The sequence below is a fragment of the Halomonas sp. DQ26W genome, from assembly GCF_003339685.1.
Lineage (GTDB): Bacteria > Pseudomonadota > Gammaproteobacteria > Pseudomonadales > Halomonadaceae > Halomonas.
This window is the reverse complement of the sequence record NZ_QPKI01000007.1, coordinates 90,656-116,990: the sequence shown is the minus strand read 5'-3', so window position 1 is coordinate 116,990 and position 26,335 is coordinate 90,656. Positions and strand designations below refer to the sequence as shown.

Below are 26,335 nucleotides of genomic sequence, written 5' to 3'. Positions count from 1 at the left end.
TAACCGTGTCTTCTGGATCACCGTGATCGCCGCCGTGACGGTCGGCCTGTGGCTGGTTCGCTGAATGGGGCTCGTCGACGTCTTTCTCGGCACCCTGGAGATCACGCTGCCGGTTTTCATGATGGTCTTCATCGGCCTGGGCCTGAAACGTGCCGGCTGGATCGATCAGCCCTTCATCAATACCGCCTCGCTGCTGGTCTTCAAGGGCACCATGCCGATGCTGATCTTTCTCAGCATCATCAAGGCCGACCTGGATGCCACATTGAATCCTCTGCTGCTCGGCTTCTTTGCCCTGGCCACGCTGGGCAGCTTCCTGTTCAGCTGGGGCTGGGCGATCCTGCGGGTGCCTCATGCGGAACGCGGCGTCTTCGTACAAGGCGCCTTCCGCGGCAACTGCGGCATCGTCGGGCTCGCCCTTGCCGCGGGCATGTACGGTGACTACGGCCTCTCCGCCGGTGGCCTGCTGCTAGGCGTGGTGATCCTCACCTACAACGCCTTTTCAGTGATTGCCCTGGCTACCTACCAGCCCAATCAGCGTACGAACTGGCGCAGCATCGTTTCGCACATCGCACACAATCCGCTGATCCTTGCCGTGGTAGTGGCGGTTCCGGTGGCTGCCCTCGAACTGCGCCTTCCTGGCTGGCTGATGACCTCAGGGGAGTATTTCGCCTCTCTGACCCTACCCCTGGCGCTGATCTGCATCGGCGCAACTCTCTCCTTGGGCTCGATCCGGGCCTCGGGGCGGCTGGCAACCAGTGCCAGCCTGATGAAGATGGTCACCATACCGGTACTGGCCACCGGCACGGCCTGGCTGGTCGGCTTCCAGGGGCGCGAACTTGGCGTGCTTTTCCTGTTTTTCGCCAGCCCCACGGCAGCGGCGGCCTTTGTCATGGCCAAGGCGATGGGCGGCAACGCCGTGCTGACCGCCAACATCATCGCGCTGAGCACGCTGATGGCGAGCGTGACCATTACACTGGGGGTGTTTGGCCTGCGCCTCGCCGGGCTGATCTAGGCACCGCTGCTGATCACCACCTCGAACTGCTCGAGACCACCGCCCTCACCGACGGCCTCACTGGGCATGGGGTTGGCGTGGGCGCGCTTGAAGTCGTCGCCGCCGACCCAGGCGTGAAAGGCCGCCTGGCTCTCCCACTCGGTCTCCACCACGTAGGGGGCCTGATTGCCCAGGGGCCGAAGCGCTCGCATGGCCAGAAAGCCCGGCTGCTTGTCGATTTCGCCGGCCCGGGCGCGAAAGCGCGCTTCAAACGCCTCCTCATGGCCGGGGTTGACGAAGACGCGGTTATTGACGACGAAAGTCATGACAGTTCTCCATTGATTCAGGTCCTCTCATCTGGCCAGGTGACATCGTTCGGCGCCATGAAGCGCAGCAGCCTGGCGCAGCCCGCCGCCCACACGTCGGCTTCGAGTTCGGCCACGGCCGCCGTGGCGAAGCCCAGGCCGCGGTCGCTGCGGCCATCGACCAGCAGCCCCGTCAAGGCGCCAACCAGCGGCATGTGGCTGACCAGCACGAAAGGCCCACGATCGGCTTGCTCGATCAACCAGTCACTCACGACCTCGGGGGGATCGTCCGGTGTGACGATGGTCAGGGGCTCGACTTTGCGCCCCAGGCTTGCCGCCACATGCTCCGCCGTCTGTCGCGCTCGCACATAGGGACTGGTGAGCACCCGCGCCTCGTCCAGTTCCTGATACTGAAGCCAGTCAGCCATGCGCGCGGCTTCGGCATGGCCGCGGGCGGTAAGCTTGCGTTCGGCATCAATGCCGCCCGGGCCGGCCTCACCGTGGCGCATGATCAGCAGCCGCTCACTCATCGCGCGCCTCTCCCCTGCTGGCGCCAGGCTGGTCGTCGGCGGCCTCGACCCGCCGGTGGGCGCGCTGAACGTCCTCGCGGGAGAGCAGGAATTCCACGTCGCTGCTCTGCTCGCCCCTCATCAGCATGCGCGCCATTTCCCGCGCCGGCACGCCCTGGAACAGTACCTGGTAGAGCCCCTCGGCCAGGGGCATGTAGACGTCGTCCTCGCGAGCCTTGGCGCGCACCAGGCGCACCGTGTTGACGCCCTCGGCCACCTGCCCCAGGGCCGCGACCGCTTCATCGAGGCTTTTGCCCTGGCCTAGCGCATAGCCAACCCGATAGTTGCGCGACAGATTCGACGAGCAGGTAACGATCAGGTCGCCGACGCCGGCAAGACCGAGAAACGTCATGGGGTTGGCTCCCTGGTCCACCGCAAAGCGTCCCATCTCGGCCAGCGCCCGGGTCATCAACATGCTGCGGGTATTCTCGCCCATGCCCAGCGCGGCAGCCATGCCGGCGGCGATGGCATAGATATTCTTGAGCGCCCCACCCAGCTCCACGCCGTAGCGATCATTGCTGGCATAGACCCGAAAGTAGTCACAGCTCAGCGCCTGCTGCACCCGGGTTCGGGTCAGCGGGTCGTCGCTGGCTACCACTGTTGCGGTGAGCTGTTTCTGGGCGATTTCACTGGCCAGGTTGGGGCCCGAGATCACGCCGATATGGGTAAAGCCCGTCTCCTCCTGGAGGATCTGGCTCATCAGCTTGAAGCCATCCTCCTGAATCCCCTTGGTGGTGCTCACCAGGATCTGGTCGGCCCGAAGCCAGGGCCGTGCCTGTCGGACGACGTCGCGAAAGGCCTTGGAGGGAATCGCCACCAGCACCAGCTCCGCCCGCTCGAGCACTGCCTGTATATCACTCGACGCCTTCACCGCCGGGTTGATGGCAAAGTCGGGCAGGTAGCGGCCGTTGCGGTGTTCGCGATTGATCTGTTCCACCAGTTCGGAATCGCGTAGCCACTGGCACACTTCGGCCCCGTTGTCGGCAGCGATGCTGGCCAGTGCGGTGCCGAAGCTGCCTCCGCCCAACACCGCTACCTGCATGGGATCATCTGACATGGTCGCCCCAGAATAAAGTCGGCTTGAGAATAGAGTGTAACGAAAAGCGCCCCCTTCGGGGGCGCCTGACACCAAGCATAGCACCGGGCCGGCGCTGCCGGGCCGGTCGACATCGACTCAGTCGATCAACGACAGCAGCGAATCGATGCTCTCTCGCGCATCGCCATAGAACATCCGCGTGTTCTCCTTGTAGAAGAGCGGATTCTCGATACCCGAGTAGCCTGTGCCTTGACCGCGCTTGCTGACGAAGACGACCGAGGACTTCCAGACCTCCAGCACCGGCATGCCAGCGATGGGGCTGTTGGGATCGTCCTGGGCAGAGGGGTTGACGATATCGTTGGAGCCGATGACGATCGTCACGTCGGTCTTAGGGAAATCGTCGTTGATCTCGTCCATTTCCAGCACGATATCGTAGGGCACCCTGGCCTCGGCCAGCAGCACGTTCATGTGTCCCGGCAGGCGACCGGCCACCGGGTGGATGGCGAAACGCACCTCCTTGCCCGCCGCGCGCAGCTTGCGCACCAGTTCGCTTACCGCGTTCTGGGCCTGGGCAACCGCCATGCCGTAGCCCGGCACGATGACCACACTGTTGGCGTTGTTCAGCGCGCTGGCCACACCGCCGGCATCGATGGCCACCTGCTCACCCTCGATCTCGGCCGCGACGCCGCTCTGCACGCCACCGAAGCCACCCAGGATGACGCTGACGAAGTTGCGGTTCATCGCCTTGCACATGATGTAGGAGAGGATGGCACCGGAGGACCCCACCAGCGCCCCCGTCACGATCAGCAGATCGTTGGAGAGCGTGAAGCCGATCGCCGCCGCTGCCCAGCCCGAATAGCTGTTGAGCATCGACACCACCACCGGCATGTCAGCGCCACCGATGCCCATGATCAGGTGCCAGCCGATGAAGAAGGCCAGCAACGCCAGAGCGATCAGCGTCCAGAAGCCCGCCCCGCTGATATAGGCGATCGCCAGCACCAGACTCAGCGCTGCCGCCCCGGCGTTGAGCATGTGCCCACCGGGGAGCTGATTGGGCTTGCCGTCCACCTTGCCGGCCAGCTTGCCGAAGGCGATGACCGAACCGGTAAAGGTGACGGCCCCGATGAAGATGGCGAACACCACTTCGATCTGCAGGAACATCAGCTCGTCGGGGGCCTTGGTGGCCACCAGTGCGGCAAAGGCCGAGAACTCCTGCTGTCCCGCGCCCAGGGCCTGGGCGGCCAACACGCGACGCCGCTCGAGGTCGGCGTTCCAGGCCACGAACACCGCGGCCAGGCCGACGAAGGAGTGCAGTGCCGCCACCAGCTGAGGCATCTCGGTCATCGCCACCCGACTGGCCACGACCCAGCCGATCACCGCGCCGATGATGATCATCGGGATCATCCACCAGTAGCCACCGATCCCGGGGCCCAGGGCGGTGAAGAACACCGCCAACGCCATGCCGATGATACCGTACCACACCGCCCGCTTGGCCTTCTCCTGATTGCTCAGCCCCCCCAGGGAGAGGATGAAGAGCACACTTGCCGCAATCGCTGCGGCTGATACAAATCCTTGACTCAGCATGTGATCTCTCCGCCGCTCACGATTTCTGGAACATGGCCAGCATCCGGCGTGTCACCAGAAAGCCGCCCACGATATTGATGGTCGCGATCAGTACCGAGATCGCCGCAAGAAACACCACCACCCAGTTGCCCGAACCGATCTGCAGCACGGCGCCGAGAATAATGATCCCAGAGATGGCATTGGTCAGCGCCATCAGCGGCGTATGCAGCGAGTGGCTGACGTTCCAGATCACCTGGAAGCCCACGAAGCAGGCCAGCACGAAGACGATGAAGTGCTGCATGAAGGAGGCCGGAGCGATCTGCGCCAGCACCAGCATCAGGGCACCCCCTACGCCCAGCAGCGTCAGCTGACTCTTGGTCTGGGCCTTGAAGCTGGCCAGTTCCGCGGCCTTCTTCTCCTCTGGAGTCGGCGCCTTCTCCTTGGGCTTGGGCTTGGCGGCGGCAATCGCCTTGACCTTGGGCGGCGGTGGCGGGAAGGTGACCTCACCCTGATGGGTGACCGTCGCGCCACGGATCACGTCGTCTTCCATGTCATGCACGATGACGCCATCCTTCTCCGGCGTCAGGTCGGTGAGCATGTGACGAATATTGGTGGCGTAGAGCAGCGATGACTGGGTCGCCATGCGCGAGGGGAAGTCGGTATAGCCGACGATGGTCACGCCGTTGTCGCTGACCACCTTCTCGTCCGGGCGGGTCAGATCGCAGTTGCCGCCCTTCTCGGCCGCCAGGTCGACGATGACCGAACCCGGCTTCATGGCCTTGACCATATCCTCCAGCCACAGCTTGGGAGCCGGCCTGCCGGGGATCAACGCCGTGGTGATGACGATATCGACGTCGGGCGCCTGCTCGCGGAACAGCGCCAGCTGCTTCTCGCGGAACTCGGGGCTCGAGGGCGCCGCATAACCGCCGGTGCCCGAACCATCCTGGGAATCCTCGAAGTCCAGGAACAGGAACTCTGCGCCCATGGACTCGATCTGCTCGGCCACCTCGGGGCGCACATCGAAGGAGCGCACCACGGCACCCAGACTCGTCGCGGTACCGATGGCGGAGAGACCCGCCACCCCGGCACCGATGACCAGCACCTTGGCCGGTGGCACCTTGCCGGCGGCGGTCACCTGGCCGGTAAAGAAGCGCCCGAAATTGTTGCCCGCCTCGATCACCGCCCGATAGCCGGCGATATTGGCCATCGACGACAAGGCATCCATCTTCTGGGCCCGCGAGATGCGCGGCACCATGTCCATGGCGACCACGGTGGCGCCCCTGGCCTTGCAGCGCTCCATCAGCGCCTCGTTCTGCGCCGGCCAGAAGAAGGCGATCAGCGTCTGGCCGTCCCGCAGCAGATCGGCCTCTTCGTTGCTGGGCTCGCGGACCTTGATGACCACCTCGGCCTCGCGCCAAAGCGCCTCGGCACTCTCAACCACGGTGACGCCAGCGGTCCGGTAGGTATCATCATCGAAGCCGGCAGCGATGCCTGCCCCGGATTCGATCAGGCATTCGTGTCCAAGCTTCTGGATGAGCTGCGCACTGTCAGGGGTCAGCGCGACGCGTGCTTCCCCCTTGGCGAGTTCCTTGGGTGCACCAATCTTCACGTTGGATCTCCCTTATGGTTGTCGGAGTTTTTGATAGGGCAATCAAGATAGGCCAAACTCACTATTCATACCTGACCATACCGCAATGCACAACAGCAACACGGCTTTTTGACAGCACTCGAATGTAGCACTATCCGGCTGAAAATATGGAAAAAATAAAAAATTACGTTGACGCAAAAGGAGTCTATTGCTTTGTAACGTCCAATAGCAAGGCCGCCCGTAGGCGGCCTGCTGGACAAGTATCGACAGGGTCAAATCAAGCCGTCAGTAGCGCATTGAGCCGCTTGACGTAGGCCGCCGGGTCGTCGAGATGACCGCCCTCGGCGATGATCGCCTGGTCGAGCAGGATGCGCGCCAGGTCAGCGAAACGCTCGCCCTGCGCCGATTCGAGACGGTCGACCAGTGCATGCTCCGGGTTGAGTTCGAGGATCGGCTTGACCTCCGGCACCTTCTGCCCGGCGGCTTCCATGATGCGACGCATCTGAAAGCCCATCTCGTGCTCAGGCAACACCACACAGGCCGGTGAGTCGATCAGGCGATGGGTCACCTTGACCTCCTGGACTTCATCGCCCAGCGCCTCCTTGACCCGCTTAACCAGATCCTCCTTGGCCTTGGCGGTCTCCTCCTGGGCCTGTTTTTCCTCTTCGCCCTCGATCTCACCGAGGTCGAGATCGCCCTTGGCCACGTCGACCAGGGTCTTACCGTCAAAGTCGGTGAGATGGCTCATCAGCCACTCGTCGATACGATCGGAGAGCAGCAGTACTTCGATGCCCTTCTTGCGGAAGATCTCCAGGTGAGGGCTCGACTTGGCCGCATTGAAGCTGTCGGCCACGATGTAGTAGATCTTGCCCTGTCCTTCCTTCATGCGCTCGACGTAGTCGGTCAGCGACTGGTCCTGGGTAGCACTGTCGGTATGGGTGGACGAGAAGCGCACCAGGCCAGCGATCTTCTCGCGGTTGGCATAATCCTCTGCCGGCCCCTCCTTGAGCACCGTGCCGAAGGTGTTCCAGAAGGTCTGATAGGCCTCCTTGTCCTTGGCAAGCTTCTTGAGCATGTCCAACGCCCGCTTGGTCAACGCACTCTTGATCTTCTCGACCTTGGGATCCTGCTGCAGCAGCTCGCGGGAGACGTTGAGAGAGAGCTCGCGGGTGTCTAGAACACCTTTGATGAAACGCAGGTAGAGCGGCAAGAATTGCTCGGCGTCGTCCATGATGAAGACGCGCTGCACGTAGAGCTTCACGCCACGGGCACCATCCCGCTCATAGAGATCGAAGGGCGCGCGTCCCGGCACGTAGAGCAGACTGGTGTACTCGAGTTTGCCCTCGACCTTGTTGTGGCTCCAGGCCAGCGGATCGCTGAAGTCATGGGCCACGTGCTTGTAAAACGCCTTGTATTCCTCATCGGAGATCTCACCCTTGGGGCGCGACCAGAGAGCGGTGGCTTCGTTGACGGTCTCCCAGGTGGTGACCTCGCTGCCCTCGATCTCCTTGCCGTCGTCATCGCGGGCACTCTCGATCTTGGGCAAGCGCACCGGCACCTCGATATGGTCGGAATATTTGCGCACCAGGCTCTTGAGGCGGAAGTCGTCGGCAAACTCCTTGGCATCAGGCTTGAGGTGCAGCACGATCTCGGTACCGTGGCGTTCGCTCTCTATATCGGCAACGGTAAACTCGCCCTCGCCCCTGGAGCGCCACTCGACGCCCTCGCCGATGTCCGAACCAGCCTTGCGCGTACGCACCGTCACCTCGTCGGCGACGATGAAACTGGAGTAGAAGCCTACCCCGAACTGGCCAATCAGCCTGGCAGCCTTCTGCTGCTCACCAGAGAGCTGCTTGAGGAACTCGGCGGTGCCGCTACGGGCGATGGTGCCCAGGTTCTGAATCACCTCGTCACGGCTCATGCCGATGCCGTTGTCGCGTAGCGTTACCGTGCCGGCCTCTTGATCGTGTTCGATCTCGATGCGTAGTTCACTGTCGCCCTCGTACAGGGCATCGTTATCCAGCGCCGCATAGCGCAGCTTGTCGCAGGCGTCGGCAGCGTTGGAAATCAGCTCGCGTAGAAAAATCTCCCGGTTGGAATAGAGGGAGTGAATCATCAGGTGCAGCAGCTGCTTGACCTCGGTCTGGAAGCCGAGCGTTTCCTCGTGAGCGATAGTGGACATGGATCGGTTACCTCATGGCTTGAACCAGCAGCGACGCCAACATGGCGTCGCCCGTGTAGAACTGTTCAGCGATATGGGGTCCGAGGCGGGAATTTCAAGCGCTGCTTTGTTCCGTGGCGCTCAAGACGAAGTGCAGGCGTGCCGTGGCCACGGGCTCAGCCTCGCGCTCCTGCCAGGCCGTGACCTGTACGTTGGCCATACGCCGGCCTTCTCGCAGCAGACTGCAGCGGGCGTGGGTGGGTATCGCGCGGGCAGCGCGGAGGTAGTCGATGGAGAAATCGACGATACGTGGCAGCCGAGGTGTGCGGGCCGCGAGCATCAGGTCGAGTGTGCCGGCCGTCTCCATGAAGGCGGCCACCACCCCGCCATGAATGGCCGGCAACAGGATGTTGCCAATGTTGTGTGCGTGTGGCTCGAGATGAAAGACCATACCATCGCCCTCTGCGTCGGGCGATGCCGAGACGCCAATGAAGCGGGTATAGGGCACACGCGCCAGCCAGGCAGATACGTCGCCCTCGGCCCGGGTCTTCTCCAACCAGGCTGCATCGTGAAAATCGTCAAGCATGGTCATTTGCTCCACTGAACAGCGCCTCGCCGAAACCTGGCGGAGTGTTGCGCGCCCCAAGGCGCATGAAGTTACCGATCCCACGGGCGACCGGCCGCTCGGGATCTTGCCAGAGCGTGCCCTCGGTAAAAACCACCGACTCGGTCACGCAGAGCACACGGGCTCTGGCCATGATGGGAAGACCGGCCACCGCCGGCCGGTAATGGTCGACGCGCAGATCCAGCGTCGGGCAGACCTCCGGAGAAGGCAAGCCGCAGAGCACAGCGGAACCGCACACCGTATCCAGCAGCATGGTCAGTACGCCTCCGTGGATCAGTCCCCGGGTAGTATCACCGAGCAACTCGTCACGCCAGGGAAGCCGCATCGTCACTTCCGGGGGAACCACGTTGATCACTTCGAGTCCCAACTCTCGGGTATGCGGGATGAAAGTGACGAAGCGAGTCAAAGCAGTTCGCCAAGCCTCGGGGCCATGGCCAACAGGCACGGCAGATTGTTCATCCTGGCTCACATCCGCACTCCTGGAAATAGTCCAACAAGCGTTTGATAGAAACCCGCTCAGCCTAGCTCTCGCGCTGTCTCTGCACAAGCGTCTCACCGTTGAACGAAGCCAACCAGCACCCTGGAAATCGTCGCCCAACCCCTACTCAAATATGCTCCAATGAGTGACGATACAGAGGTTCCGACTCAAGCCTTCCGGAGGCAGCCACCATGCGCCATCGCCATCTGCTAAACAGCGCCGCCGCCTGGCTCGCCGCGGCAGCCATCAGCCTACCGCTCATCGCTCAAGCCCAGCCCAGCGACAGCGTCATGCGCGAGGCGCTGGAGGCGGCACGCAACCAGCAGTGGAACCGGATCGACAGCAGCGCCATCAATGATCACGTGCTCTATGGCTACGTGGAGTATCACCGCCTGCGCGATCAACTGCCCCAGGCCGAACCGGGACAGGTGCTGGCTTTCATCGAGCGCTACCAGGATGCCCCCCTGGCCGAGTGGATGCGCGGCGCTGCCATCAGCCGCTATGGCAGCGCCGGTCGCTACGGTGCCGTCCTCGCCGTTGCCGATGGCGAGCCTACGGGAGCCGAGCGTCAGTGCCATTACTACACGGCACTGATGGGCAGCGACCCACGGGCTGCTGCGGAAGGTGGGCGGAAACTCTGGCACGTAGGACGCTCTCAGCCTTCGGCCTGCGACACCCTGTTCGATCGACTACGCAGACAGGGTGAGATCAGCGAACTCGATATCTGGGAACGCAAGATGCTGGCCTGGCAACTGGGTGAAAGCGGCCTTGCCAGTTATCTGGGCCGCCAACTCGGCAGTCGCTGGCAGGCGGCGCGCGAGGCCAAGGCCCGCCTGCAGGGGGACTATGCAGCTATCACGCGGGTGCCCAACTGTATCGGACCCGAGTGCCGCGGCAGCGGGGCGCTGTTCGCCGCCGCCATGCACGGCTTCACCCGGGCCGATACCGAAGCCGCTATGGAGGCATGGCGAAAGGTCGCCCCTCACCTGACCTTCGACGGCGAGCACCGCCACGCCATCGAGGAGGATCTGGTCTTCTACTCCCTGGTGCGCAACATCGACAACAACCGGGGCTGGGTCGACGATGTCTTGCCGCGAGTCAGCACCCCTCGGGTACTGGAGCTGCGTGTGCGCCATGCCCTGACCAGCCGGGACTGGCCCGGTGCGCTGCGCTGGATCGAGGCAATGCCCGACGAGACCCGAGAGGAGAGCCGCTGGCAGTACTGGAAGGCACGTGCCCATGAACAGCTGGGCGATACGCAGCGGGCGCAAGTCGCCTATGCACGCGCAGCCGACGGCCGCAACTTCTTCGCCTTCGCTGCTGCAGACCGCCTCAACCGACCCTATTCCCTGAACCTGGAACGCAATCACTTCGATGAGGCGTTTCGCGAGGAAGTGGCCCAATGGCCAGCCGTAAAGCGCACGGAGGCGCTGCTACGCATTGGCGAGGATGGTCTGGCCAACAACGAGTGGCTGAATGCCGTGGCAATCGGAACACCCCGCGAGGCACGCGCCCTTGCCGACTACGCAGAGCGCCGTGGCTGGCATGCCCGCCTGGTGCAGACCACTATCACCGGCCGAATGTGGGACGCACTCGACTGGCGCTTTCCGCAAGCCTATCGCGAGCACTTCCTGCGCTGGGGCAGCAATACCGGCGTAGACCCCTACTTGCTGATGGGCATTGCGCGTCGCGAAAGCGCCTACAATCCGACGGCGCTATCTCCCGCTGGGGCACGCGGGCTGATGCAGATCATGCCCGGCACCGCCACCCAGCTCAGCCGCCAGCTCGGCATCAGCGACCCCGGGCCTTACGGCGTACTCGACCCTGAGATCAACATCCGCATGGGCAGCACCTACATTCGCGACATGACCAACCGCTACCGGGGTAATCGCCTGGCGGCGGCGGCAGCCTACAATGCCGGCCCCGGCCGGGTTGACCGCTGGCTGCGCGACTCGCCTGAGGAGTACGACCTCTTCGTGGAGAGCATTCCCTTCCGCGAGACACGCGACTATGTCCAGGCGGTGCTCGTCTACCGAGTCATCTTTGAAAGCCTGGCCAACGGGGGCAGCAGCGAGGACGTCTCTATGCTGAGTTCGGCTGAAACCACGGTACGCTACGACGGCTCGCTACTGGCCCGCAACTAGCGCGACACCTGCCGCAAGCAACTGAAAAGACCACGCAGGGCCCCGGATCGATGCCGGGGCCCTGGCGTTTCCCGCTCGGCTCAGGCGGGGTGACGCTCGAGCGCCAGCTTGATGCCGAATCCAATCAGTACCGCACCGGTTGCGCCATTCAACACACGGGAAAAGAGACGGCTTCCCAGCCAGCGTCCCGCACTGCCCACCGTCACGACGATACCGATCTGCCACAGGTTGGCGATGATGAAATGTACACCGGCCAGCCAAAGCGACTTGACCAAGGCCGGGTCGGTCGGAGCAATGAACTGGGGCAAGAACGCCATGTAGAAGACAACGGTCTTGGGATTGAGCACATTGGAAAGCAGCCCTTCCCGCAGCGGGCGCCAGAGCGGCCGCGCCTTGCGCTCACCCAGCATAGCCGCCACCGGCAGGCCCTGGCTGCGTCGTGCTGCCAGAAGGCTGGCGACTCCCAGCCAGACCAGGTAGCCGGCCCCCATCAGCTTGAGCAGGCCAAAGGCCCATGCCGACTGCAGCAGGATCAGGGAAATTCCCAATGCCGATACGGTAGCATGCACGAACAGGCCACAGCAGATCGCCACGCTGGTAAGCACGCCATCGCGCACGCCACCGCGAGCCGTATTGCGAATCACCAGCAGCGTATCAACCCCAGGGCTGATCGTCAGCAGGGTAATGGCCACCAAAAAGGGCCATAACTGGGCATCCCACAACATGAATCGAGCACTCCCTGCCATGAATTGGCCCGCCATGGGCCGAAGGGGGGATATTACGCCAGCGTGAGCAGGCCCTCACCCTTTCGCAACACGGAATGCTGCATGCCGACCGCGCCCTTGCGAACCAGCGATAAGCGCACTTGAATAAATCATTAGCCGATTTGAGGCCACACTTGGTATGGCATATTTCATGCTTGCGATTTGCTGGACGCTCTAAATTTTTCTAACTAAAGTTGTCTGGGCGGGCATGATGGTTCGCCACTCATGCGCTATGCGTTGCGTTGGACAGCAAGTGGAAAGTCGTTAGCTGTATGTCGAACTGTCGATACACCCGAAGCGCACTTTTCTCGCCTTGCCCACGCACTTCGGGCCTTCGGCACTGCCGAGTGCCCAGCACGATCAATCAGTAAGTAAGGAAATCAACAATGGCAACTGGCACTGTCAAGTGGTTCAACGATACCAAGGGCTATGGCTTCATCTCTCCGGACGACGGTGGTGACGACCTGTTCGCCCACTTCTCAGAGATTCAGGCTGACGGCTTCAAGACCCTACAGGATGGCCAGAAGGTCACCTTCGAAGTCACCCAGGGAAAGAAGGGCCTTCAGGCCTCCAACATCAAGCTCGCCGACTGAGGCACTGCTTCGGCAGGCGTATAGGCCTGGCTTTACCTTGAAGCCAGGCCCCCCAGACGAAAGGCCCACCTTAAAGTGGGCCTTTTTCATGCCATGACATAACGCGGGCGTTCAATCCTCGATATCGAACTGGGGTGCCTCGCTCTGCGGCTCGCGCCGCTCGGCCTCTTCAAATTGTTCGTCGAGTTGACGCCGTGCTTCCTCGAAGCGCCGCTCGGTATCCTCAAGAAGGGCGTCGATATCAGACTGTGTCGTCTCGCCACGACGCTCCGCTTCTTCGTCGATGGCAGAAGGCGTATCGCCGACCTCACCCTGCATGGGTTCGAGCGTGGAGCGAAACTCGGTCGTGGCGTCCATGGGCTCCAAGGTTGGAGAGTCTCGCCCGACCTCTTCGAACTGCTCGTCGATACGCCGCTGCGCCTCCTCGAAGCGCCGTTCGGTGTCCTCCAGGATGGCATCGATATCCGAACGGGTGGGTTCACCCGGCAAGGCGCCACCTTCATCCAGAGTCGCCGCCGGCGACTCACCCAGAGTCGCGGCATCCGCTTGGATATCGTCGCCCGGCTCCATGGAGCCACCTTCTTCAGCCATGGCTTCAGGGACGCCTTCCTCCACTGTTGCAGGGGAAGGAGCCTCGGGCTCATCCTCGGGCATCGTGTCCGGGTCGTCAGTCATGGTGTCTTCAGGAGACTCGCCCACGAGAACTTCCGTTTCCTCGACCTCCGGCGCCCCGGCTTCGTCTTCCGTATCACCACAGGCAGCCAGGCCAAGCGCAAAGGTCAGCCCAACCGCGGCAAGTTTCCAGGGGGGGGTCGCCATTAAAGTATCTCCAGTCATGGTGAGTCCGTCAGGTAGAGACTATTGCAACAAAGCCCTGACGTACCTGCAAGTCGACAGCAAATGCGGCGTATTAGGGAATTGCACAGCCCACCGGCAAAACTATCCCCGGGCGAGGGAAGACACTGACCTCAATCGGCGGCCGTTGCCGGCATCGGACAGTTCAGGGACCAGGCAACGGCCCGCAGCATCTCCGCTTCTCCGGGAGCAATACGGTCGTCATGAAAGACACAGCGCGCCATGGCATCCACCAGCAAGAGCTTGTCCCTGTCTTTCAGCTGCTGGAGCTGTTCCACCGCCTGATCCAGCTCCTCCGGACTCGCCGGTCGGTTCATGAAAGCGGGCGTGATAGGCAATGCCTGCAGGGCCGCCTGGAAGGCATCGCAGGCCTCTGCTTGCTCGACGCTCCCTGCCCTGGCCAGGCTCGACAGCAGCCTCGCAGCGGGAGCCTCGAGCTGGGACAGGTGGCGATGACGATGGCTACGGTGACGTGGCCCTTCGACCCCGACGAGCACGAGCCGGTGCAGCGCCCACTGCAGGGCGCCGGGTTGCGCCTCCGCGGCCATGAGTTGATCGAGACAGGCGCGGAAATCGGCAAATTGCGCGGTAGTGAGCTGACGCAGCATCGGCAGGGCCAGCTCGATCAGCGCCAGGCGATGCCCAGGTGCCATCGCGGCCAGTGGTCTCGCCAGACGGTCCAGTTCCACCAGCACCTCGGGCAGCGCCTGGTCCACCAGAGCCTGACGCTGACGCTCGCGGCTGGAAGGGTCGACGCCCATCAGAATGCCGTAGACCAGCGCTCGGGCGGCATAGGGCTCATGGGCAGCCTCCACCAGGCCGTCGTCGAGACCCTCCAGCGTCTGCCTTGCACGCGCAATATCCGCCGGGCCAGGCTGCCCGATCCGTTGCGACAGGTCATGGGCACTGCCCAGGCCAATGCTGGTGGCCGCGGTTTGCAACGTGGAGGAAGGGTACGCCAGGGGGGATATGTCGGCCTGACCGACAAGCCCGGCAGCCGACGGCACATCGTCGGGTTGGCGTTTGTCGGCTGCCGGCTCGCCGTCAACCGGCCGCGGCTCCGGCAGGCTGCCATCCCAGCCGGGCTGAAGCCGCTCGATGCGCGTGGTCAGCGGCGGGTGGGTGGCGGTGAGCCCGCTCAGGCCGCGTAGGCCACGACCGAAATAGAGGTGGCTGAACTCTGCGGCCTGAGTGGCGCGCAGTTCGGAACCGTGGGAATGCGCCGCCAGGCGCTTCAACGCGCGCGCCAGGCCCTCAGGATTGCGGGTGTACTGCACCGCACTGGCATCGGCCAGGAACTCGCGCTGCCGGCTGACGGCGGCCTTGATGAGGTTGCCGCACAGCGTGCCCACATAGCCCACCACCATCAGAGCAATACCGGCGCCCAGCATCACCGCCTGACCATTGCCGCGACGTGAGCTGCGAACCGCACGACGGCCAGCCATGCCGTGCAGAAGCATGCGGCCGATCAGGCCGATCACCAGAATGCCGTAGAGCAACGCGACCAGGCGCATGTTGAGGCGCATGTCACCGTGCAGAATATGGCTGAATTCATGAGCGACGACACCCTGAAGCTCGTCGCGGTCGAGTGCCTGGATAGCGCCGCGGGTTACCCCTATGGCGGCATCGTGGGGAGCATGGCCCGCGGCGAAGGCGTTGATCGCCGGCTCTTCCATCACGTAGACCGCCGGGACGGGCATGCCCGAGGCGATGGCCATCTCTTCGACCACATTCAGAAGCTGCTGCTCGTCGGCATCGTGGGTATTGGCATTGATCGGATGGCCGCCCAGCGCTTCGGCTACCGCCGAGCCCCCACCTCGCAACTGCAGATGACGCATCAGGCTACCCAGCCCGACAACCGCGACTACGCCAAGAGCAACGCTGCCCAGCAACAACGGGTCGAGCGCGCGCGCGAGGGGATCGGTGCCGGCCTGCCCGCCATCAAGCAGCGCCATGGCCAATGCCACGACCAGTACCGCTGCGGCCACCATACCGGCCACCGCCACTAGCAACAGGAGAACCAGCCGGGCCGTCAGCCGCCGCGCCTGGTCCTGGGCTCCGAAAAAATCCATTGTTGCCCCCCGTCAGAAACTGACCTTGGGTGCCGCCTGAATCTCGGCGCTGTCTTCGAATTCGAGCAGTGCCGCATCCTCACGATGTCCCAACGGGCCAGCGAGCAGGATCGGGGGGAAGCTCTGCTTGTAGGTATTGTACTGCATGACCGCGTCGTTGAAGGCCTGGCGAGCGAAGGCGACTCGGTTCTCGGTGCTGGTTAGCGTCTCGGAGAGCTGGCGCATGTTCTCGGATGCCTTGAGGTCCGGGTACGCCTCCATGACCATGTTGAATCGTCCGAGTGCCGACCCCAGCGCCCCCTCGGCCCCGGCCAGTTCGGCCATGGCACCCGGCTCGCCGGGTTGCGCCGCGGCGTGCTTGAGGCCTGCCAGCGCCGTGTTGCGCGCCTCGGTGACGGCCTGCAGGGTCTCCCTCTCGTGAGCCATGTAACCCTTGGCCGTCTCCACCAGGTTGGGAATCAGGTCGTAACGCCGCTTGAGCTGCACCTCGATCTGGGCGAAGGCATTCTGATAACGGTTGTTCAGTGCCACCAGTCGGTTGTAGATGCTGGCTCCATAAATGAGCACCAGACCCAGCACCACCAGTACTATGATCAGCGAAACGTTCATGGCCCCTCCTGTCCATTTGGCGCGATGCGCATAATCCCGACCGGGGCAATACGCAAAGCCTTGATCCTGATCAACTCGCGACCCATCACGTTCGCCTGATCAAGGCCAATCTCGATGGTATAGTGTGGCGACAGCCCCGACATGCCGGCAAGGCCTGTTGTCTATGGCACGTCATGCGTCGCCAAGCGTCATCTTACGTTCATCGAACCAGGCTAATGTTACTATCCAGGCTGACAGGCTAGCCTGTCCACGCCGCGCATAACAGCGACAAGACCGATTGTCGTCAACGGAACATGCCTCAGGGAGCCGGTCTTGGCAGAGCAACTCAGGGATTTTCTCAATGCGCTGACCCATGCCATGCGAAACCTGCTGCCGATCATCGTGGTGGTGGTGGCCTTTCAAGCACTGCTGCTGCGGGAATGGCCCGATGGCGGGCTGAGCATGGCGATCGGCCTGATGATCGTGGCCGTGGGCGTCGCCCTGTTTCTGCAGGGGCTCGAGCTGAGCATTTTTCCGGTGGGCAAGCGCCTGGCCAACCAGTTCGCCCGACGAGGCTCGATGCCGATTCTCATGCTGTTCGGTTTCGCCATCGGCTTCTCTGCCGTGGTGGCCGAACCGGCGCTGATCGCCGTGGCCGAACAGGCCGCCCAGATCAGTGAAGGGCGAATCGACGCCTTGACGCTACGCCTGATCGTTGCCGGTTCGGTAGGACTGGTGATGGCACTCGGCGTATTTCGGGTGATCCTGGGCCACCCCCTGCATTGGTACATGATAGTAGGCTACGTGCTGGTCGTGATGGTGACCTTCTTCGCTCCCGCCGAGATCGTCGGCCTGGCCTACGATTCAGGCGGCGTCACCACCAATATCGTAACGGTTCCGCTGATCGCCGCCCTGGGCATTGGCCTCGCTGCATCCATCCGCGGTCGCAGCTCGCTGATCGACGGCTTCGGCCTGGTGGCTCTCGCCGTGATGGTGCCGATGATCAGCGTGCAGCTCTACGGCATCCTGGTCTACGCCGACCCGGGCAGCATCCCGGGCGGAGCCGAACTCATAACCGCCCAGGATGAGGTCACTCCTCCCGCCGGCCCGCTGCAGATGCTACTCGATCTCTTCAGCATGTTGCGTGACGTGCTACCGATCATTCTGGTGATCCTGTTCTTCCAGTATGCCGTTCTCAAGCGCTCACTGGCCGACCCGCTCAGGGTCGGTATCGGCTTCGCCTTGGTGATCATCGGTCTCTATGCCTTCGTGGTGGGCCTCAAGCTCGGCCTTTTTCCCATCGGACAGAGCATGGCCCATCAACTGGTGGCCTTCGATACCTGGCTGTGGGTCTACCTCTTCGCTTTTTGCATCGGCTTCGCTACCACCATGGCCGAGCCGGCCTTGATCGCCATCGGCCAGCAGGCAGAAGAAGCAGCCGCAGGCAAGATCCAGGGCAACGTGATACGCCTGCTGGTGGCACTCGGCGTGGCCATCGGCATCACCATCGGCGTACACCGCATCATCACCGGCGACTCCATCCACTACTATATTATCGGTGGCTATACGCTGGTGATCTTGCTGACCGCCCTGGCGCCTCGCTATATCGTGGCCCTGGCTTTCGACCTGGGTGGCGTGACGACCTCCGAGGTGACAGTACCCCTGGTGACCGCGCTTGGCATTGGTCTGGCTAGCCAGATCGAGGGCCGCAACGTGCTGATCGATGGCTTCGGGCTGATCGCCTTCGCCTCGATCTTTCCTATCGTGACTGTGATGAGCTATGCCATTCTCATGGATTGGGTGGTGAAGCCTGGAGGAAAGACGACATGAAGTTTTCGCTGTTGGTCGCCATTGCACCGGAGGAGCTCGAGCAGGAGTGCATCGATGCCGCCACCGAAGCGGGCGCGGTGGGGATGACCCTGATGTCGGGCCGGGGTATCGGGGGAGAGCGCAAGAAGACCTTCTTCGGTCTGACCTTCGAAGGCAGTCAGAGCATCATGATGATGACGCTGGAGAAAAGCCTGTCGCTCAAGGTACTCAAGGCCATAAGGCAGGTGCTCAACCCTTCCGGCGACGACTCCAAGGGGCTGGTCATGACGCTGCCCGTGGAGCATCTCGGCGGAATCGACATGTCTCAGGTCAAGCGCTTCGAGGAGCGGCTCAGGCACGACCACTGATCCAATAACAGACGGAGTGACAAGATGCTGGTCAAGGACATCATGATGCGCGACGTGGTGACGGTGTCGCCCTTCGCCACCCTGCGCGACGCCCTGGGCTTGATGAAGCGCCACAATCTCAAATGCCTGGTCGTCGAGCAGCAGGACCCCCACGATGCCTGGGGCCTGATCACCTACACCAATATTCTCAAGACCATCGTCGCCGAAAATGGCGATATCGACCTGATCAACGTCTATGACGTCTGTGCCAAGCCGGCCATCGGGGTCGGCGAATCACTGGATGTTCGTCATGTCGCCAGCCTGATGACCGACAGTGTGGTCAAGCGGATTCTGGTGCTCGATGACAACAAGTTGGTAGGCCTGGTCACAATGGATGATATCGTAGGGACCGTTCTCGACATGATCGAGTAAGCCGACCGGACCTGCATATGCAAGATTTCTTTTCCTGGCTGGGCGAAACACTGGGCGCGATGATTCGCTTCGTGGTCGACCTGCTGATCGTGTTCTTCCATAACCTGGGTGCCTCAGCCCAGGGATTCTTTGACGGCCTAGCCTCCGCGCTGGACATTCCGCCCACCGTGATCAGCCTGGCAGTACTGCTGCTCGGCCTGGGGCTACTGTATCTGGCCCTGCGCGCCCTGCTGCGCCGGCGCCTGGTGGCGACCCTGATCTGGGGGCTGCTCGGCGTCACGGTTTTAAGCTGGCTGATCAATTGATTGGACGGAGGCTTTGCTGCTGCGCTCGATACCCTGGCCGCCGGCGGTGCTCGCTCTCCTCATGTAGCAGGCTACATTCCGGGAGCTGCGCTCCGGCGGCGACCAGCCTATCATCGCTCGCGACGCAAATCGCTCTCGCCCAATAACCCTCACATCAAGCGAGGGCCTTTTCCACCACCTCATACACATTCGGCGAGAGTTCCTCGGCACGAATTCGTTCGAGCTCATGCTTCATCAGCTCCTGGCGCGACTCGTCGAAGCGCTGCCAGCGGGTCAGTGGTGTGATCAGCCGGGCAGCGATTTCCGGATTGAAGCGATTGAGATCGATCACCACATCGGCAAGTAACCGGTAGCCTTCGCCATCCATGCGATGGAAGTTGACCCGATTCTGGTTGGCGAAGGTGCCCACCAGGGCCCGCACCCGATTGGGGTTCTTCAATGAGAAGGCCGGATGGGCCATCAGGTATTTGACCCGATCCAGCGCATCCGACTGGGGGCGTGTGACCTGGATGCTGAACCACTGGTCCATGACCAGAGGATCGTGAGCCCACTTCTCGCCAAAGGCTCGCAGTGCCGGATCGGCCAGGTCGTTTCGGCTACTGTGGGTCAGCAGGGTCAGGGCGTGACGCACGTCGGTCATGTTGTGTTCGGCAGCAAACTGTGCCTGGGCCGATTCAATACCCCGCTGGTCCTCTATCGCCAGCAGGTAGGAGAGTGCCACGTTCTTGAGGCTGCGTTGGCCGATTTGCTGCGGCTCGGGCGCATAGGGGGCATCCGAGCAATTGGCTTCGAATAGTGCCAAAAGCTCGTCGCGCAGGGCGACGGCCAGGGACTGCTTGACGAAGGTGCGAGCCGCATGGATGGCATCCACATCTACCAACGGCTGCTGCTCGGCAATATAGGCCTCCGAAGGGAGCGTCAGCATTTCGGCCAGCACCGCCTTGTCATCGCCTCCTCGCTCGATCAAGGCGCGGAAGGCCTCGACGAGACGCGGATCCATAACCTTTTCGACGCCGTTGCGGTGGGCAGCGATCAGGTCGTCAAGTGCCAGCATGGCCAGTCGTTGACCGGCATCCCAGCGATTGAAACCGTCGGAATCGTTGGCCATCAGGAAGGCCAGGTCCTCGCGACTGTAATGGAAACGCAGCTGTACCGGCGCTGAGAAGCCACGCAACAGCGAGGGCACCGGCGCTTCACTGACATCGGTGAAGACGAAGGACTGTTCCGACTCACGCAGGTGGATCACCGCATCGCTGCCCAGGCTCGCGCCATCCAGAGTCAGGGCTAGATCCCGTCCCGTCTTGGTTCCTACCAGCCCCATCCTCACCGGGACATGTAACGGCTGCTTATTGGGCTGCCCCGGTGTGGCCGGGGTACGCTGACGCAGGGTCAGGTGGTATTCGGCATTGGCATAGTCGTATTCGCCATGGGCATCTATCTCCGGCGTCCCTGCCTGGGAGTACCAGTGCATGAACTGGGAAAGGTCGAGTCCGGAGGCCTCGGCCATGCAGCCGACGAAGTCCTCGATGGTCACCGCCTGGCCATCGAAGCGCTCGAAGTAGTCATCGCTGCCGCGACGGAAGGCTTCCCAGCCCACCAGATTGCGCAGCATGCGCACCACCTCTGCGCCCTTCTCGTAGATGGTCAGCGTATAGAAATTGGTGATTTCAATATAGTGATCGGGGCGTATCGGGTGCGCTGTGGGTCCGGCATCCTCAGCGAACTGTGCGGTGCGGAAGAAGGACACGTCTTCGATGCGCTTGACCGCAGCCGAGTTGATGTCGGCGGAGTAGCACTGGTCGCGGAAGACGGTGAAGCCCTCCTTCAGCGAGAGCTGGAACCAGTCGCGGCAGGTCACCCGGTTTCCCGACCAGTTGTGGAAATATTCGTGGGCGACGATCCCCTCGACCCGCTGAAAAGCCGCATCGGTGGCGGTATGCGGGTGGGTCAGCACCGCCGCCGAATTGAAGATATTGAGTCCCTTGTTCTCCATGGCGCCCATGTTGAAATCATTGACCGCCACGATCATGAACAGATCGAGGTCGTACTCGCGCCCATAGGTCTCCTCATCCCATGTCATGGCCCGCTTCAGTGACGCCATGGCATGGTCGGTCTTGTCGAGATTCTCCTCCTCGACCCAGATCTGCAGCGCCACCTCGCGCCCGCTCATGGTGGTAAAACTGTCTTCCACCTTCTCGAGATCCCCGGCGACCAGGGCGAACAGGTAGCAGGGCTTGGGATGCGGATCCTCCCAGGTCACGTAGTGGCGTCCATCAGGCAGCTCGCCCCGCTCCACCGGGTTGCCATTGGAAAGCAACACGGGTTCCTCGTTCGCGTCGCCAATGACCGTGGTGGCAAAGGTGGCCATGACATCGGGCCGGTCGGGGTAATAGGTGATGCGACGAAATCCCTCTGCCTCGCACTGGGTGCAGTACATGCCATTGGAGACGTAGAGCCCCTCGAGCGCCGTATTGTCCTGTGGGGAGATTTCGACCTCGGTATCCAGCAGGAAGCGCTCCGGAACCCGGTGTACGATCAAACCGGTTGGCGTGAGCGCATACTCATCCTCTTCCAGTGACTGGCCGTCCACAGCAATGGACTTGAGCGCGAGGTGTTCGCCATCGAGCTCGAGGGCGGCACCTGCTTTCTGCTCCGGATGACGCTCCAGGTGCAGGCGGGCCTTGACCCGGGTGCCATCGGGCTTGAGATCAAAGGTCAGCTCGGTGTGTGTAACGCGGTAGGCAGGCGGCCGATAGTCGCTGAGATAGGTCGGCTTGGGTTCAGACATCGGGTAAAGGCTCCTGACGGGAATCGACGACCATTGTACGGGGGCCCGCTCCCGAACCTCAAAGGTAGCCGTCAATTCAGCGACGGTGAGTGCTGACGAATCCACAGGGCAAAACGCGACGCGCCATGGGAGGCCGCCCATTGGCCTCTTCCTATGACTCGCTTAGTCGCGGAAGTTGTCGAACTGAAGCGCCAGGTCGGGGCCACCCTCGCCACGCAGCAGGGCCATGACCTGCTGCAGGTCGTCACGCTTCTTGCCGGTCACGCGGACCTTATCGCCCTGGATCTGGGCCTGGACCTTGAGCTTACTGTCCTTGATGCGCTTGACGATATCCTTGGCCTCCTTCTGTTCGAGCCCCTGCTTGAGGGCAATCTGCTGGCGGGCCCGGACCCCGGAAAGCTCGGGCTCCTGAGGATCCATGCAGCGGGCATCGATACCCCGGGCAATCAATCGATTGCGCAGAACGTCGAGCATCTGCGTCAGCTGGAAATCGACCTCGGCCTCGAGTTGAACGGTGTCACCATTGAGTTCGAAGCTCGCCGTAACACCCTTGAAGTCGAAACGGCTCTGGATCTCGCGGTTGGCCTGGTCAACGGCATTGCTGGCTTCGTGCTTGTCGAATTCGGAAACGATATCGAAGGATGGCATGATCAAGTTCCACTGGCCGGTTAGAAAGGAGGGTGAAAGCGCATTCTAGCAGCCGCCGGATATATTCACCTATCACGCCTTCGTCAGCGACTTTTCCATCTGCCAGCCGGCGCACCCATCCTCATAGTAGTCTTCCAACCAGCGCAGCAGGCTGAAGCCCATGCGGCGATACAGCGCCAGTGCAGCCCGGTTGTCGGCCCGCACCTCAAGACCCAGCCGCTCACCGCCACGCCGCCGGGCCTCCTGCTCCAGAGCCCCGAGCAATTGACGACCAATTCCCAATCCGCGCGCTTCGGGGTGCACGCAGAAAGAGTAGAGACGCACACGCTGGCTGCTTCGACGAAACAGCAGTATGCCATGACCCAGGAGGCGGCCATCGGCGTTTCCGGCGAGCAGGATATGGGCATTGGCACGGTTGAGCAGGTGCCAAAGTTGCCGACGGGTGAAACGGTCGCCCTCGAAGGCAATCTGTTCGAGACGCACGAGGGCATCGAGATCCTTGGCCTGAGCCTCGCGAAGCACAACGGTCATGTCATTAATTCCAGGCTGGCAGCAACGGATTGTGACTAGGCGTCGCACTCTTGTCAGTGCCACGCTGCATGAAATCTTTTCAGCCTGCCACCATCTTGTCCATAACCCTACTCAACGGCATGCTGAACATTCCTCCAAATTTCGCCAGGAACCCCATGTGCCCTCTGCGTATCGTCGTTGACCGCCTGAATGACTGGCGGCCCTACTATCCCACCGAGGACCTGGTCAGTGCCGACGACTTTCTGTCGCTGGACCGACGCCATCGTACCAGCCGCGATGATCAGGACCGTGCCACCCATGTCATCAACCTGTGCGGCGATATGGACTACCTGGGCAGCGGCTACTATGTCTCGCTCCTCGCCCAGGCCCGGGGGCAGCGGGTCCTGCCCACGGTGGAGACGCTCAATGCTCTGGAGCGCAAGTCACTGACCGACTTGCAGCTGGACACTCTGGCGCCGCTGCTCAGCGAAATGTCGCGCGAAGGCCAGCTTGCCGGAGACCAGTTGACGCTACGGTTGCTGTTCGGTGAATGTCGCGAGCCTGGGCTGTCCAAGCTGGCACGGCGCCTGTTCGAGCGCTTACCCTGCCCGCTGCTGGAAGCCCGCCTGGTGCGTCGTCACGACCTGTGGCGCCTGGCACGACTCAAGCCACTGCGCCTGCGGGACCTGAGCGTGGACGAACAGGACCTGTTCGCCACAGCGCTCAATCGCCACTCGCTGAGGGTATGGCGCACCCCCAAGGCTCGCCGTCGATATCGCTTCGACCTGGCGATCCTCGTCGATCCTGAAGAAGCCCTTCCCCCCAGCAATCGCGGCGCGCTTCGCGCCTTTATCCGTGCAGGACGTCGCCAGGGCATCGACGTTTCGCTGATCACCCGGCGCGACATGGGCCGGCTTGCCGAATTCGACGGTCTGTTCATTCGCGAAACCACCGCCCTCGACCACCACACCTATCGCATGGCGCGGCTGGCGGAACATGAAGGCCTGGTTGTGATCGATACCCCCCAGGATATCCTGCGTTGCACCAACAAGGTGTATTTACATGCCCTGCTGCGAGCCCGCGGCGTCCCGGCACCGGAAGGCCGCTTGCTCAAGCGAGGGGACCGGGGGCGCCTTGCCGAATCGTTGCAAGGCCTAGGGTTTCCGCTAGTGCTGAAAGTACCCGATGGCGCGTTTTCCCGGGGCGTGGTGAAGGTCTCGGACCCTGACCAGTTGGAACGCGAAGCGGCCAAGCTGTTCGAGACCTCGGCACTGCTGCTGCTCCAGGAGTGGTTGCCTACCGACTACGATTGGCGCATCGGCGTACTCGACGGCCAGGTTCTCTTCGCTAGCTGTTACTACATGGCTCGTGGCCATTGGCAGATCTATGACCACTCCGGTAGTAGAGTGAAAAGTGGCGGCTTTACAACCCATGATCCCGATGACGCACCGCCCGCGGTACTCGCGGCGGCCCTCAAGGCAACCCGGTTGATCGGCAACGGCTTGTATGGTGTGGATCTCAAGCAAGCGGGAAAGCGAGTCGTGGTCATCGAAGTCAACGACAATCCCAATGTCGACGCCGGCATAGAGGATGCCGTGTTGGGTAAAGCACTTTATGAACGCATCATGCGCGTATTTCTCACACGCATGGAAGCACGCCGACATCAGGCGGGCGTGATCAGCCCGCCATGAACTGAGCACTAAAAAAGCACCAGCCGGCGCAAGCCGGCTTGTGCTTCTATGTCACTATTATCTATATTCGCTTGCGGTGTCGACGAAGCCCTGCTACTGGCTGTCGAAGGGGTTGCGCAGCACAATGGTCTCGTTGCGATCCGGCCCGGTGGAAATGATGTCGATGGAGGTGCCCACCCTCTCCTCCAGGAAGCTGATATAGGAGCGAGCATTATCCGGCAGCTCTTCCACTCGCCTGATACCAAGGGTCGATTCACTCCAGCCCGGCAGGTCCTCATAGACCGGCTCGAGGGCTTCGTAACCTTCAGAATCCACCGGCGTGTCGAGCACCTCTCCTTCCTTGCCGCGATAGCCGACACAGACCCGGATAGTTTCCAGACCATCCAGCACATCCAGTTTGGTCAGGCAGATACCGGAGACCGAATTGATCTGCACAGCGTGGCGCAGGGCAACGGCATCAAACCAGCCACAGCGACGCGGGCGCCCAGTGGTGGCACCGAACTCGTGACCGCGCTCGGCCAGGTGACGGCCATGCTCGTCAAAGAGCTCCGTGGGAAAGGGGCCAGAACCGACACGGGTGGTATAGGCCTTGGTGATGCCCAGTACGTAATCGAGGTAGAGCGGCCCCACGCCGGAACCGGTCGCGGTGCCACCTGCGGTGGTATTGGAGCTGGTGACGAAGGGGTAGGTGCCGTGGTCGATATCGAGCAGTGAGCCCTGGGCGCCCTCGAAAAGGATGTTTTCACCCGCTCGGCGAAGCTCATGCACCAGGCCTACAGTATCGCAGACCATGGGGCGCAGCTCCTCGACCATGACCATGGCCTCATCGAGTACCTGCTGAAAGTCCACCGCCTGCTCGCCGTGATAGTTCACCAGCACGAAGTTATGGTAGTCCAGGACTTCGCCAAGCTTGGAGGCAAAGCGCTCCCGATGGAGCATGTCGCCCAGCCGCAGGCCCCGGCGGGCAACCTTGTCCTCGTAGGCGGGGCCAATACCGCGGCCTGTGGTGCCGATCTTGGCGACGCCGCGCGCCTTCTCCCGGGCCAGGTCGAGACGGACATGGTAAGGCAGAATCAGCGGACAGGCGGGCGACAGGCGCAGCCGTTCGCGTACCGGAACCCCCTTCGCCTCGAGCTCGCGGATCTCCTTGATCAAGGCTTCCGGCGACAGCACCACCCCGTTACCGATGACACAGGTCTTATCCTTGCGCAGGATACCGGATGGAATCAGGTGGAGAACGGTCTTTTCACCGTCGATGACCAGGGTATGGCCCGCATTATGCCCGCCCTGAAAACGCACCACGGCAGAGGCAGATTCAGTCAACAGGTCAACGACCTTGCCCTTGCCCTCATCTCCCCACTGCGTGCCCAGTACGACTACGTTCTTGCCCATTGTGATCTCGTCTCTCGTGTCGGCGCCCTCATCGGGGCGCGTCCATGATCCGGCCCGCGGGCCGCGTTCGGTGACCGGCCC

The 26,335-nt window shown here is 62.4% G+C and carries 24 protein-coding genes; 8 read left to right on the top strand and 16 right to left on the bottom strand.

Annotated elements, in window-relative coordinates:
• Positions 1-64: 64 nt before the first annotated feature.
• A complete protein-coding gene (locus tag DU490_RS05685) occupies positions 65-1,012 on the top strand; it encodes an AEC family transporter (protein ID WP_114573360.1) in 948 nt (315 codons plus the stop codon).
• On the opposite strand, the gene DU490_RS05680 is transcribed toward DU490_RS05685, so the two are convergent.
• The 8 genes from DU490_RS05680 to DU490_RS05645 form a co-directional block, all read right to left on the bottom strand.
• Entirely contained in the window at positions 1,009-1,317 is a 309-nt protein-coding gene (locus tag DU490_RS05680; protein WP_114573359.1) for an antibiotic biosynthesis monooxygenase, read from the bottom strand. The two genes, DU490_RS05685 and DU490_RS05680, sit on opposite strands and share 4 nt — an antisense overlap.
• Positions 1,318-1,334: 17 nt before the next feature.
• Positions 1,335-1,826: a phosphohistidine phosphatase SixA gene (gene sixA, locus DU490_RS05675; protein WP_114573358.1), complete on the bottom strand. Its 492-nt coding sequence runs from the start codon at positions 1,824-1,826 to the stop codon at positions 1,335-1,337.
• Positions 1,819-2,922: an NAD(P)H-dependent glycerol-3-phosphate dehydrogenase gene (locus DU490_RS05670; protein WP_114573357.1), complete on the bottom strand. Its 1,104-nt coding sequence runs from the start codon at positions 2,920-2,922 to the stop codon at positions 1,819-1,821. The genes sixA and DU490_RS05670 overlap by 8 nt, the downstream gene beginning before the upstream one ends.
• Before the next feature lie 117 nt (positions 2,923-3,039).
• A complete protein-coding gene (locus DU490_RS05665; protein WP_114573356.1) occupies positions 3,040-4,485 on the bottom strand; it encodes an NAD(P)(+) transhydrogenase (Re/Si-specific) subunit beta in 1,446 nt (481 codons plus the stop codon).
• Positions 4,486-4,501: 16 nt separating this feature from the next.
• The gene (locus tag DU490_RS05660) at positions 4,502-6,073 is read right to left on the bottom strand and encodes a Re/Si-specific NAD(P)(+) transhydrogenase subunit alpha (RefSeq protein WP_114573355.1); all 1,572 of its coding nucleotides are present in this window, start codon (positions 6,071-6,073) and stop codon (positions 4,502-4,504) included.
• 256 nt (positions 6,074-6,329) lie between these two features.
• The gene (htpG, locus tag DU490_RS05655) at positions 6,330-8,234 is read right to left on the bottom strand and encodes a molecular chaperone HtpG (protein ID WP_114573354.1); all 1,905 of its coding nucleotides are present in this window, start codon (positions 8,232-8,234) and stop codon (positions 6,330-6,332) included.
• A gap of 94 nt (positions 8,235-8,328) precedes the next feature.
• Positions 8,329-8,799, bottom strand: coding sequence for a PaaI family thioesterase (locus DU490_RS05650; RefSeq protein ID WP_114573353.1), 471 nt, complete (start codon positions 8,797-8,799; stop codon positions 8,329-8,331).
• The gene (locus tag DU490_RS05645) at positions 8,792-9,307 is read right to left on the bottom strand and encodes a PaaI family thioesterase (protein WP_114573352.1); all 516 of its coding nucleotides are present in this window, start codon (positions 9,305-9,307) and stop codon (positions 8,792-8,794) included. Before DU490_RS05645 ends, DU490_RS05650 begins: the two co-directional genes overlap by 8 nt.
• 200 nt (positions 9,308-9,507) lie before the next feature.
• Between DU490_RS05645 and DU490_RS05640 the strand changes: the two genes are divergently transcribed.
• Positions 9,508-11,460 (top strand): transglycosylase SLT domain-containing protein, encoded by a 1,953-nt coding sequence (locus DU490_RS05640; protein ID WP_114573351.1) that lies wholly within the window; start codon positions 9,508-9,510, stop codon positions 11,458-11,460.
• Positions 11,461-11,540: 80 nt separating this feature from the next.
• On the opposite strand, the gene DU490_RS05635 is transcribed toward DU490_RS05640, so the two are convergent.
• Positions 11,541-12,185, bottom strand: coding sequence for a LysE family translocator (locus DU490_RS05635; RefSeq protein WP_114573350.1), 645 nt, complete (start codon positions 12,183-12,185; stop codon positions 11,541-11,543).
• Between the two features lie 425 nt (positions 12,186-12,610).
• Between DU490_RS05635 and DU490_RS05630 the strand changes: the two genes are divergently transcribed.
• A complete protein-coding gene (locus tag DU490_RS05630; protein ID WP_043515357.1) occupies positions 12,611-12,817 on the top strand; it encodes a cold-shock protein in 207 nt (68 codons plus the stop codon).
• A gap of 111 nt (positions 12,818-12,928) precedes the next feature.
• Here DU490_RS05630 and DU490_RS05625 read toward each other — a convergent pair whose 3' ends face one another.
• The 3 genes from DU490_RS05625 to DU490_RS05615 form a co-directional block, all read right to left on the bottom strand.
• Positions 12,929-13,636 (bottom strand): hypothetical protein, encoded by a 708-nt coding sequence (locus DU490_RS05625; protein ID WP_114573349.1) that lies wholly within the window; start codon positions 13,634-13,636, stop codon positions 12,929-12,931.
• 149 nt (positions 13,637-13,785) lie between these two features.
• Complete coding sequence (locus DU490_RS05620) at positions 13,786-15,744, bottom strand: M48 family metallopeptidase (RefSeq protein WP_114573348.1); 1,959 nt, start codon at positions 15,742-15,744, stop codon at positions 13,786-13,788.
• A gap of 12 nt (positions 15,745-15,756) precedes the next feature.
• On the bottom strand, positions 15,757-16,353 hold the full coding sequence (locus tag DU490_RS05615) for a LemA family protein (RefSeq protein ID WP_114573347.1): 597 nt from the start codon (positions 16,351-16,353) through the stop codon (positions 15,757-15,759).
• A gap of 312 nt (positions 16,354-16,665) precedes the next feature.
• On the opposite strand from DU490_RS05615, the gene DU490_RS17560 reads away from it, so the two are divergent.
• Genes DU490_RS17560 through DU490_RS05595 form a run of 4 tightly spaced genes read left to right on the top strand, consistent with a single transcriptional unit; the run spans position 16,666 to position 19,225 of the window.
• Positions 16,666-18,162: a DUF1538 domain-containing protein gene (locus DU490_RS17560; protein ID WP_309485729.1), complete on the top strand. Its 1,497-nt coding sequence runs from the start codon at positions 16,666-16,668 to the stop codon at positions 18,160-18,162.
• Positions 18,159-18,509, top strand: a complete 351-nt coding sequence (locus DU490_RS05605) for a P-II family nitrogen regulator (RefSeq protein WP_114573346.1) — start codon at positions 18,159-18,161, stop codon at positions 18,507-18,509. Before DU490_RS17560 ends, DU490_RS05605 begins: the two co-directional genes overlap by 4 nt.
• A 24-nt stretch (positions 18,510-18,533) precedes the next feature.
• Positions 18,534-18,920: a CBS domain-containing protein gene (locus tag DU490_RS05600; RefSeq protein WP_043516451.1), complete on the top strand. Its 387-nt coding sequence runs from the start codon at positions 18,534-18,536 to the stop codon at positions 18,918-18,920.
• A gap of 17 nt (positions 18,921-18,937) precedes the next feature.
• Positions 18,938-19,225, top strand: a complete 288-nt coding sequence (locus DU490_RS05595; RefSeq protein WP_114573345.1) for a hypothetical protein — start codon at positions 18,938-18,940, stop codon at positions 19,223-19,225.
• A gap of 154 nt (positions 19,226-19,379) precedes the next feature.
• Here DU490_RS05595 and pepN read toward each other — a convergent pair whose 3' ends face one another.
• From pepN to DU490_RS05580, 3 genes are all read right to left on the bottom strand, one after another.
• Complete coding sequence (pepN, locus tag DU490_RS05590; protein ID WP_114573344.1) at positions 19,380-22,013, bottom strand: aminopeptidase N; 2,634 nt, start codon at positions 22,011-22,013, stop codon at positions 19,380-19,382.
• Between the two features lie 162 nt (positions 22,014-22,175).
• Positions 22,176-22,661, bottom strand: coding sequence for a YajQ family cyclic di-GMP-binding protein (locus DU490_RS05585; RefSeq protein ID WP_114573343.1), 486 nt, complete (start codon positions 22,659-22,661; stop codon positions 22,176-22,178).
• A gap of 72 nt (positions 22,662-22,733) precedes the next feature.
• Positions 22,734-23,192, bottom strand: a complete 459-nt coding sequence (locus DU490_RS05580) for an N-acetyltransferase (protein WP_114573342.1) — start codon at positions 23,190-23,192, stop codon at positions 22,734-22,736.
• Between the two features lie 155 nt (positions 23,193-23,347).
• On the opposite strand from DU490_RS05580, the gene DU490_RS05575 reads away from it, so the two are divergent.
• Entirely contained in the window at positions 23,348-24,862 is a 1,515-nt protein-coding gene (locus DU490_RS05575) for a RimK family protein (RefSeq protein ID WP_114573341.1), read from the top strand.
• A 93-nt stretch (positions 24,863-24,955) separates the two neighbouring features.
• On the opposite strand, the gene DU490_RS05570 is transcribed toward DU490_RS05575, so the two are convergent.
• Positions 24,956-26,254, bottom strand: coding sequence for an adenylosuccinate synthase (locus DU490_RS05570; protein ID WP_114573340.1), 1,299 nt, complete (start codon positions 26,252-26,254; stop codon positions 24,956-24,958).
• Positions 26,255-26,335: the final 81 nt, after the last annotated feature.

Bases quoted from the DNA above. Each gene is read 5' to 3' on its own strand.
- DU490_RS05685 (WP_114573360.1), top strand. From the start codon at position 65: ATGGGGCTCGTCGACGTCTTTCTCGGCACCCTGGAGATCACGCTGCCG.
- DU490_RS05630 (WP_043515357.1), top strand. From the start codon at position 12,611: ATGGCAACTGGCACTGTCAAGTGGTTCAACGATACCAAGGGCTATGGC.
- DU490_RS05595 (WP_114573345.1), top strand. From the start codon at position 18,938: ATGCAAGATTTCTTTTCCTGGCTGGGCGAAACACTGGGCGCGATGATT.
- pepN (WP_114573344.1), bottom strand. From the start codon at position 22,013: ATGTCTGAACCCAAGCCGACCTATCTCAGCGACTATCGGCCGCCTGCC.
- DU490_RS05605 (WP_114573346.1), top strand. From the start codon at position 18,159: ATGAAGTTTTCGCTGTTGGTCGCCATTGCACCGGAGGAGCTCGAGCAG.
- DU490_RS05580 (WP_114573342.1), bottom strand. From the start codon at position 23,192: ATGACCGTTGTGCTTCGCGAGGCTCAGGCCAAGGATCTCGATGCCCTC.
- DU490_RS05635 (WP_114573350.1), bottom strand. From the start codon at position 12,185: ATGTTGTGGGATGCCCAGTTATGGCCCTTTTTGGTGGCCATTACCCTG.
- DU490_RS05640 (WP_114573351.1), top strand. From the start codon at position 9,508: ATGCGCCATCGCCATCTGCTAAACAGCGCCGCCGCCTGGCTCGCCGCG.
- sixA (WP_114573358.1), bottom strand. From the start codon at position 1,826: ATGAGTGAGCGGCTGCTGATCATGCGCCACGGTGAGGCCGGCCCGGGC.
- DU490_RS05625 (WP_114573349.1), bottom strand. From the start codon at position 13,636: ATGGCGACCCCCCCCTGGAAACTTGCCGCGGTTGGGCTGACCTTTGCG.
- DU490_RS05680 (WP_114573359.1), bottom strand. From the start codon at position 1,317: ATGACTTTCGTCGTCAATAACCGCGTCTTCGTCAACCCCGGCCATGAG.
- DU490_RS05620 (WP_114573348.1), bottom strand. From the start codon at position 15,744: ATGGATTTTTTCGGAGCCCAGGACCAGGCGCGGCGGCTGACGGCCCGG.
- DU490_RS05650 (WP_114573353.1), bottom strand. From the start codon at position 8,799: ATGCTTGACGATTTTCACGATGCAGCCTGGTTGGAGAAGACCCGGGCC.
- DU490_RS05615 (WP_114573347.1), bottom strand. From the start codon at position 16,353: ATGAACGTTTCGCTGATCATAGTACTGGTGGTGCTGGGTCTGGTGCTC.
- DU490_RS05585 (WP_114573343.1), bottom strand. From the start codon at position 22,661: ATGCCATCCTTCGATATCGTTTCCGAATTCGACAAGCACGAAGCCAGC.
- htpG (WP_114573354.1), bottom strand. From the start codon at position 8,234: ATGTCCACTATCGCTCACGAGGAAACGCTCGGCTTCCAGACCGAGGTC.
- DU490_RS05665 (WP_114573356.1), bottom strand. From the start codon at position 4,485: ATGCTGAGTCAAGGATTTGTATCAGCCGCAGCGATTGCGGCAAGTGTG.
- DU490_RS05670 (WP_114573357.1), bottom strand. From the start codon at position 2,922: ATGTCAGATGATCCCATGCAGGTAGCGGTGTTGGGCGGAGGCAGCTTC.
- DU490_RS05600 (WP_043516451.1), top strand. From the start codon at position 18,534: ATGCTGGTCAAGGACATCATGATGCGCGACGTGGTGACGGTGTCGCCC.
- DU490_RS05570 (WP_114573340.1), bottom strand. From the start codon at position 26,254: ATGGGCAAGAACGTAGTCGTACTGGGCACGCAGTGGGGAGATGAGGGC.
- DU490_RS05575 (WP_114573341.1), top strand. From the start codon at position 23,348: ATGTGCCCTCTGCGTATCGTCGTTGACCGCCTGAATGACTGGCGGCCC.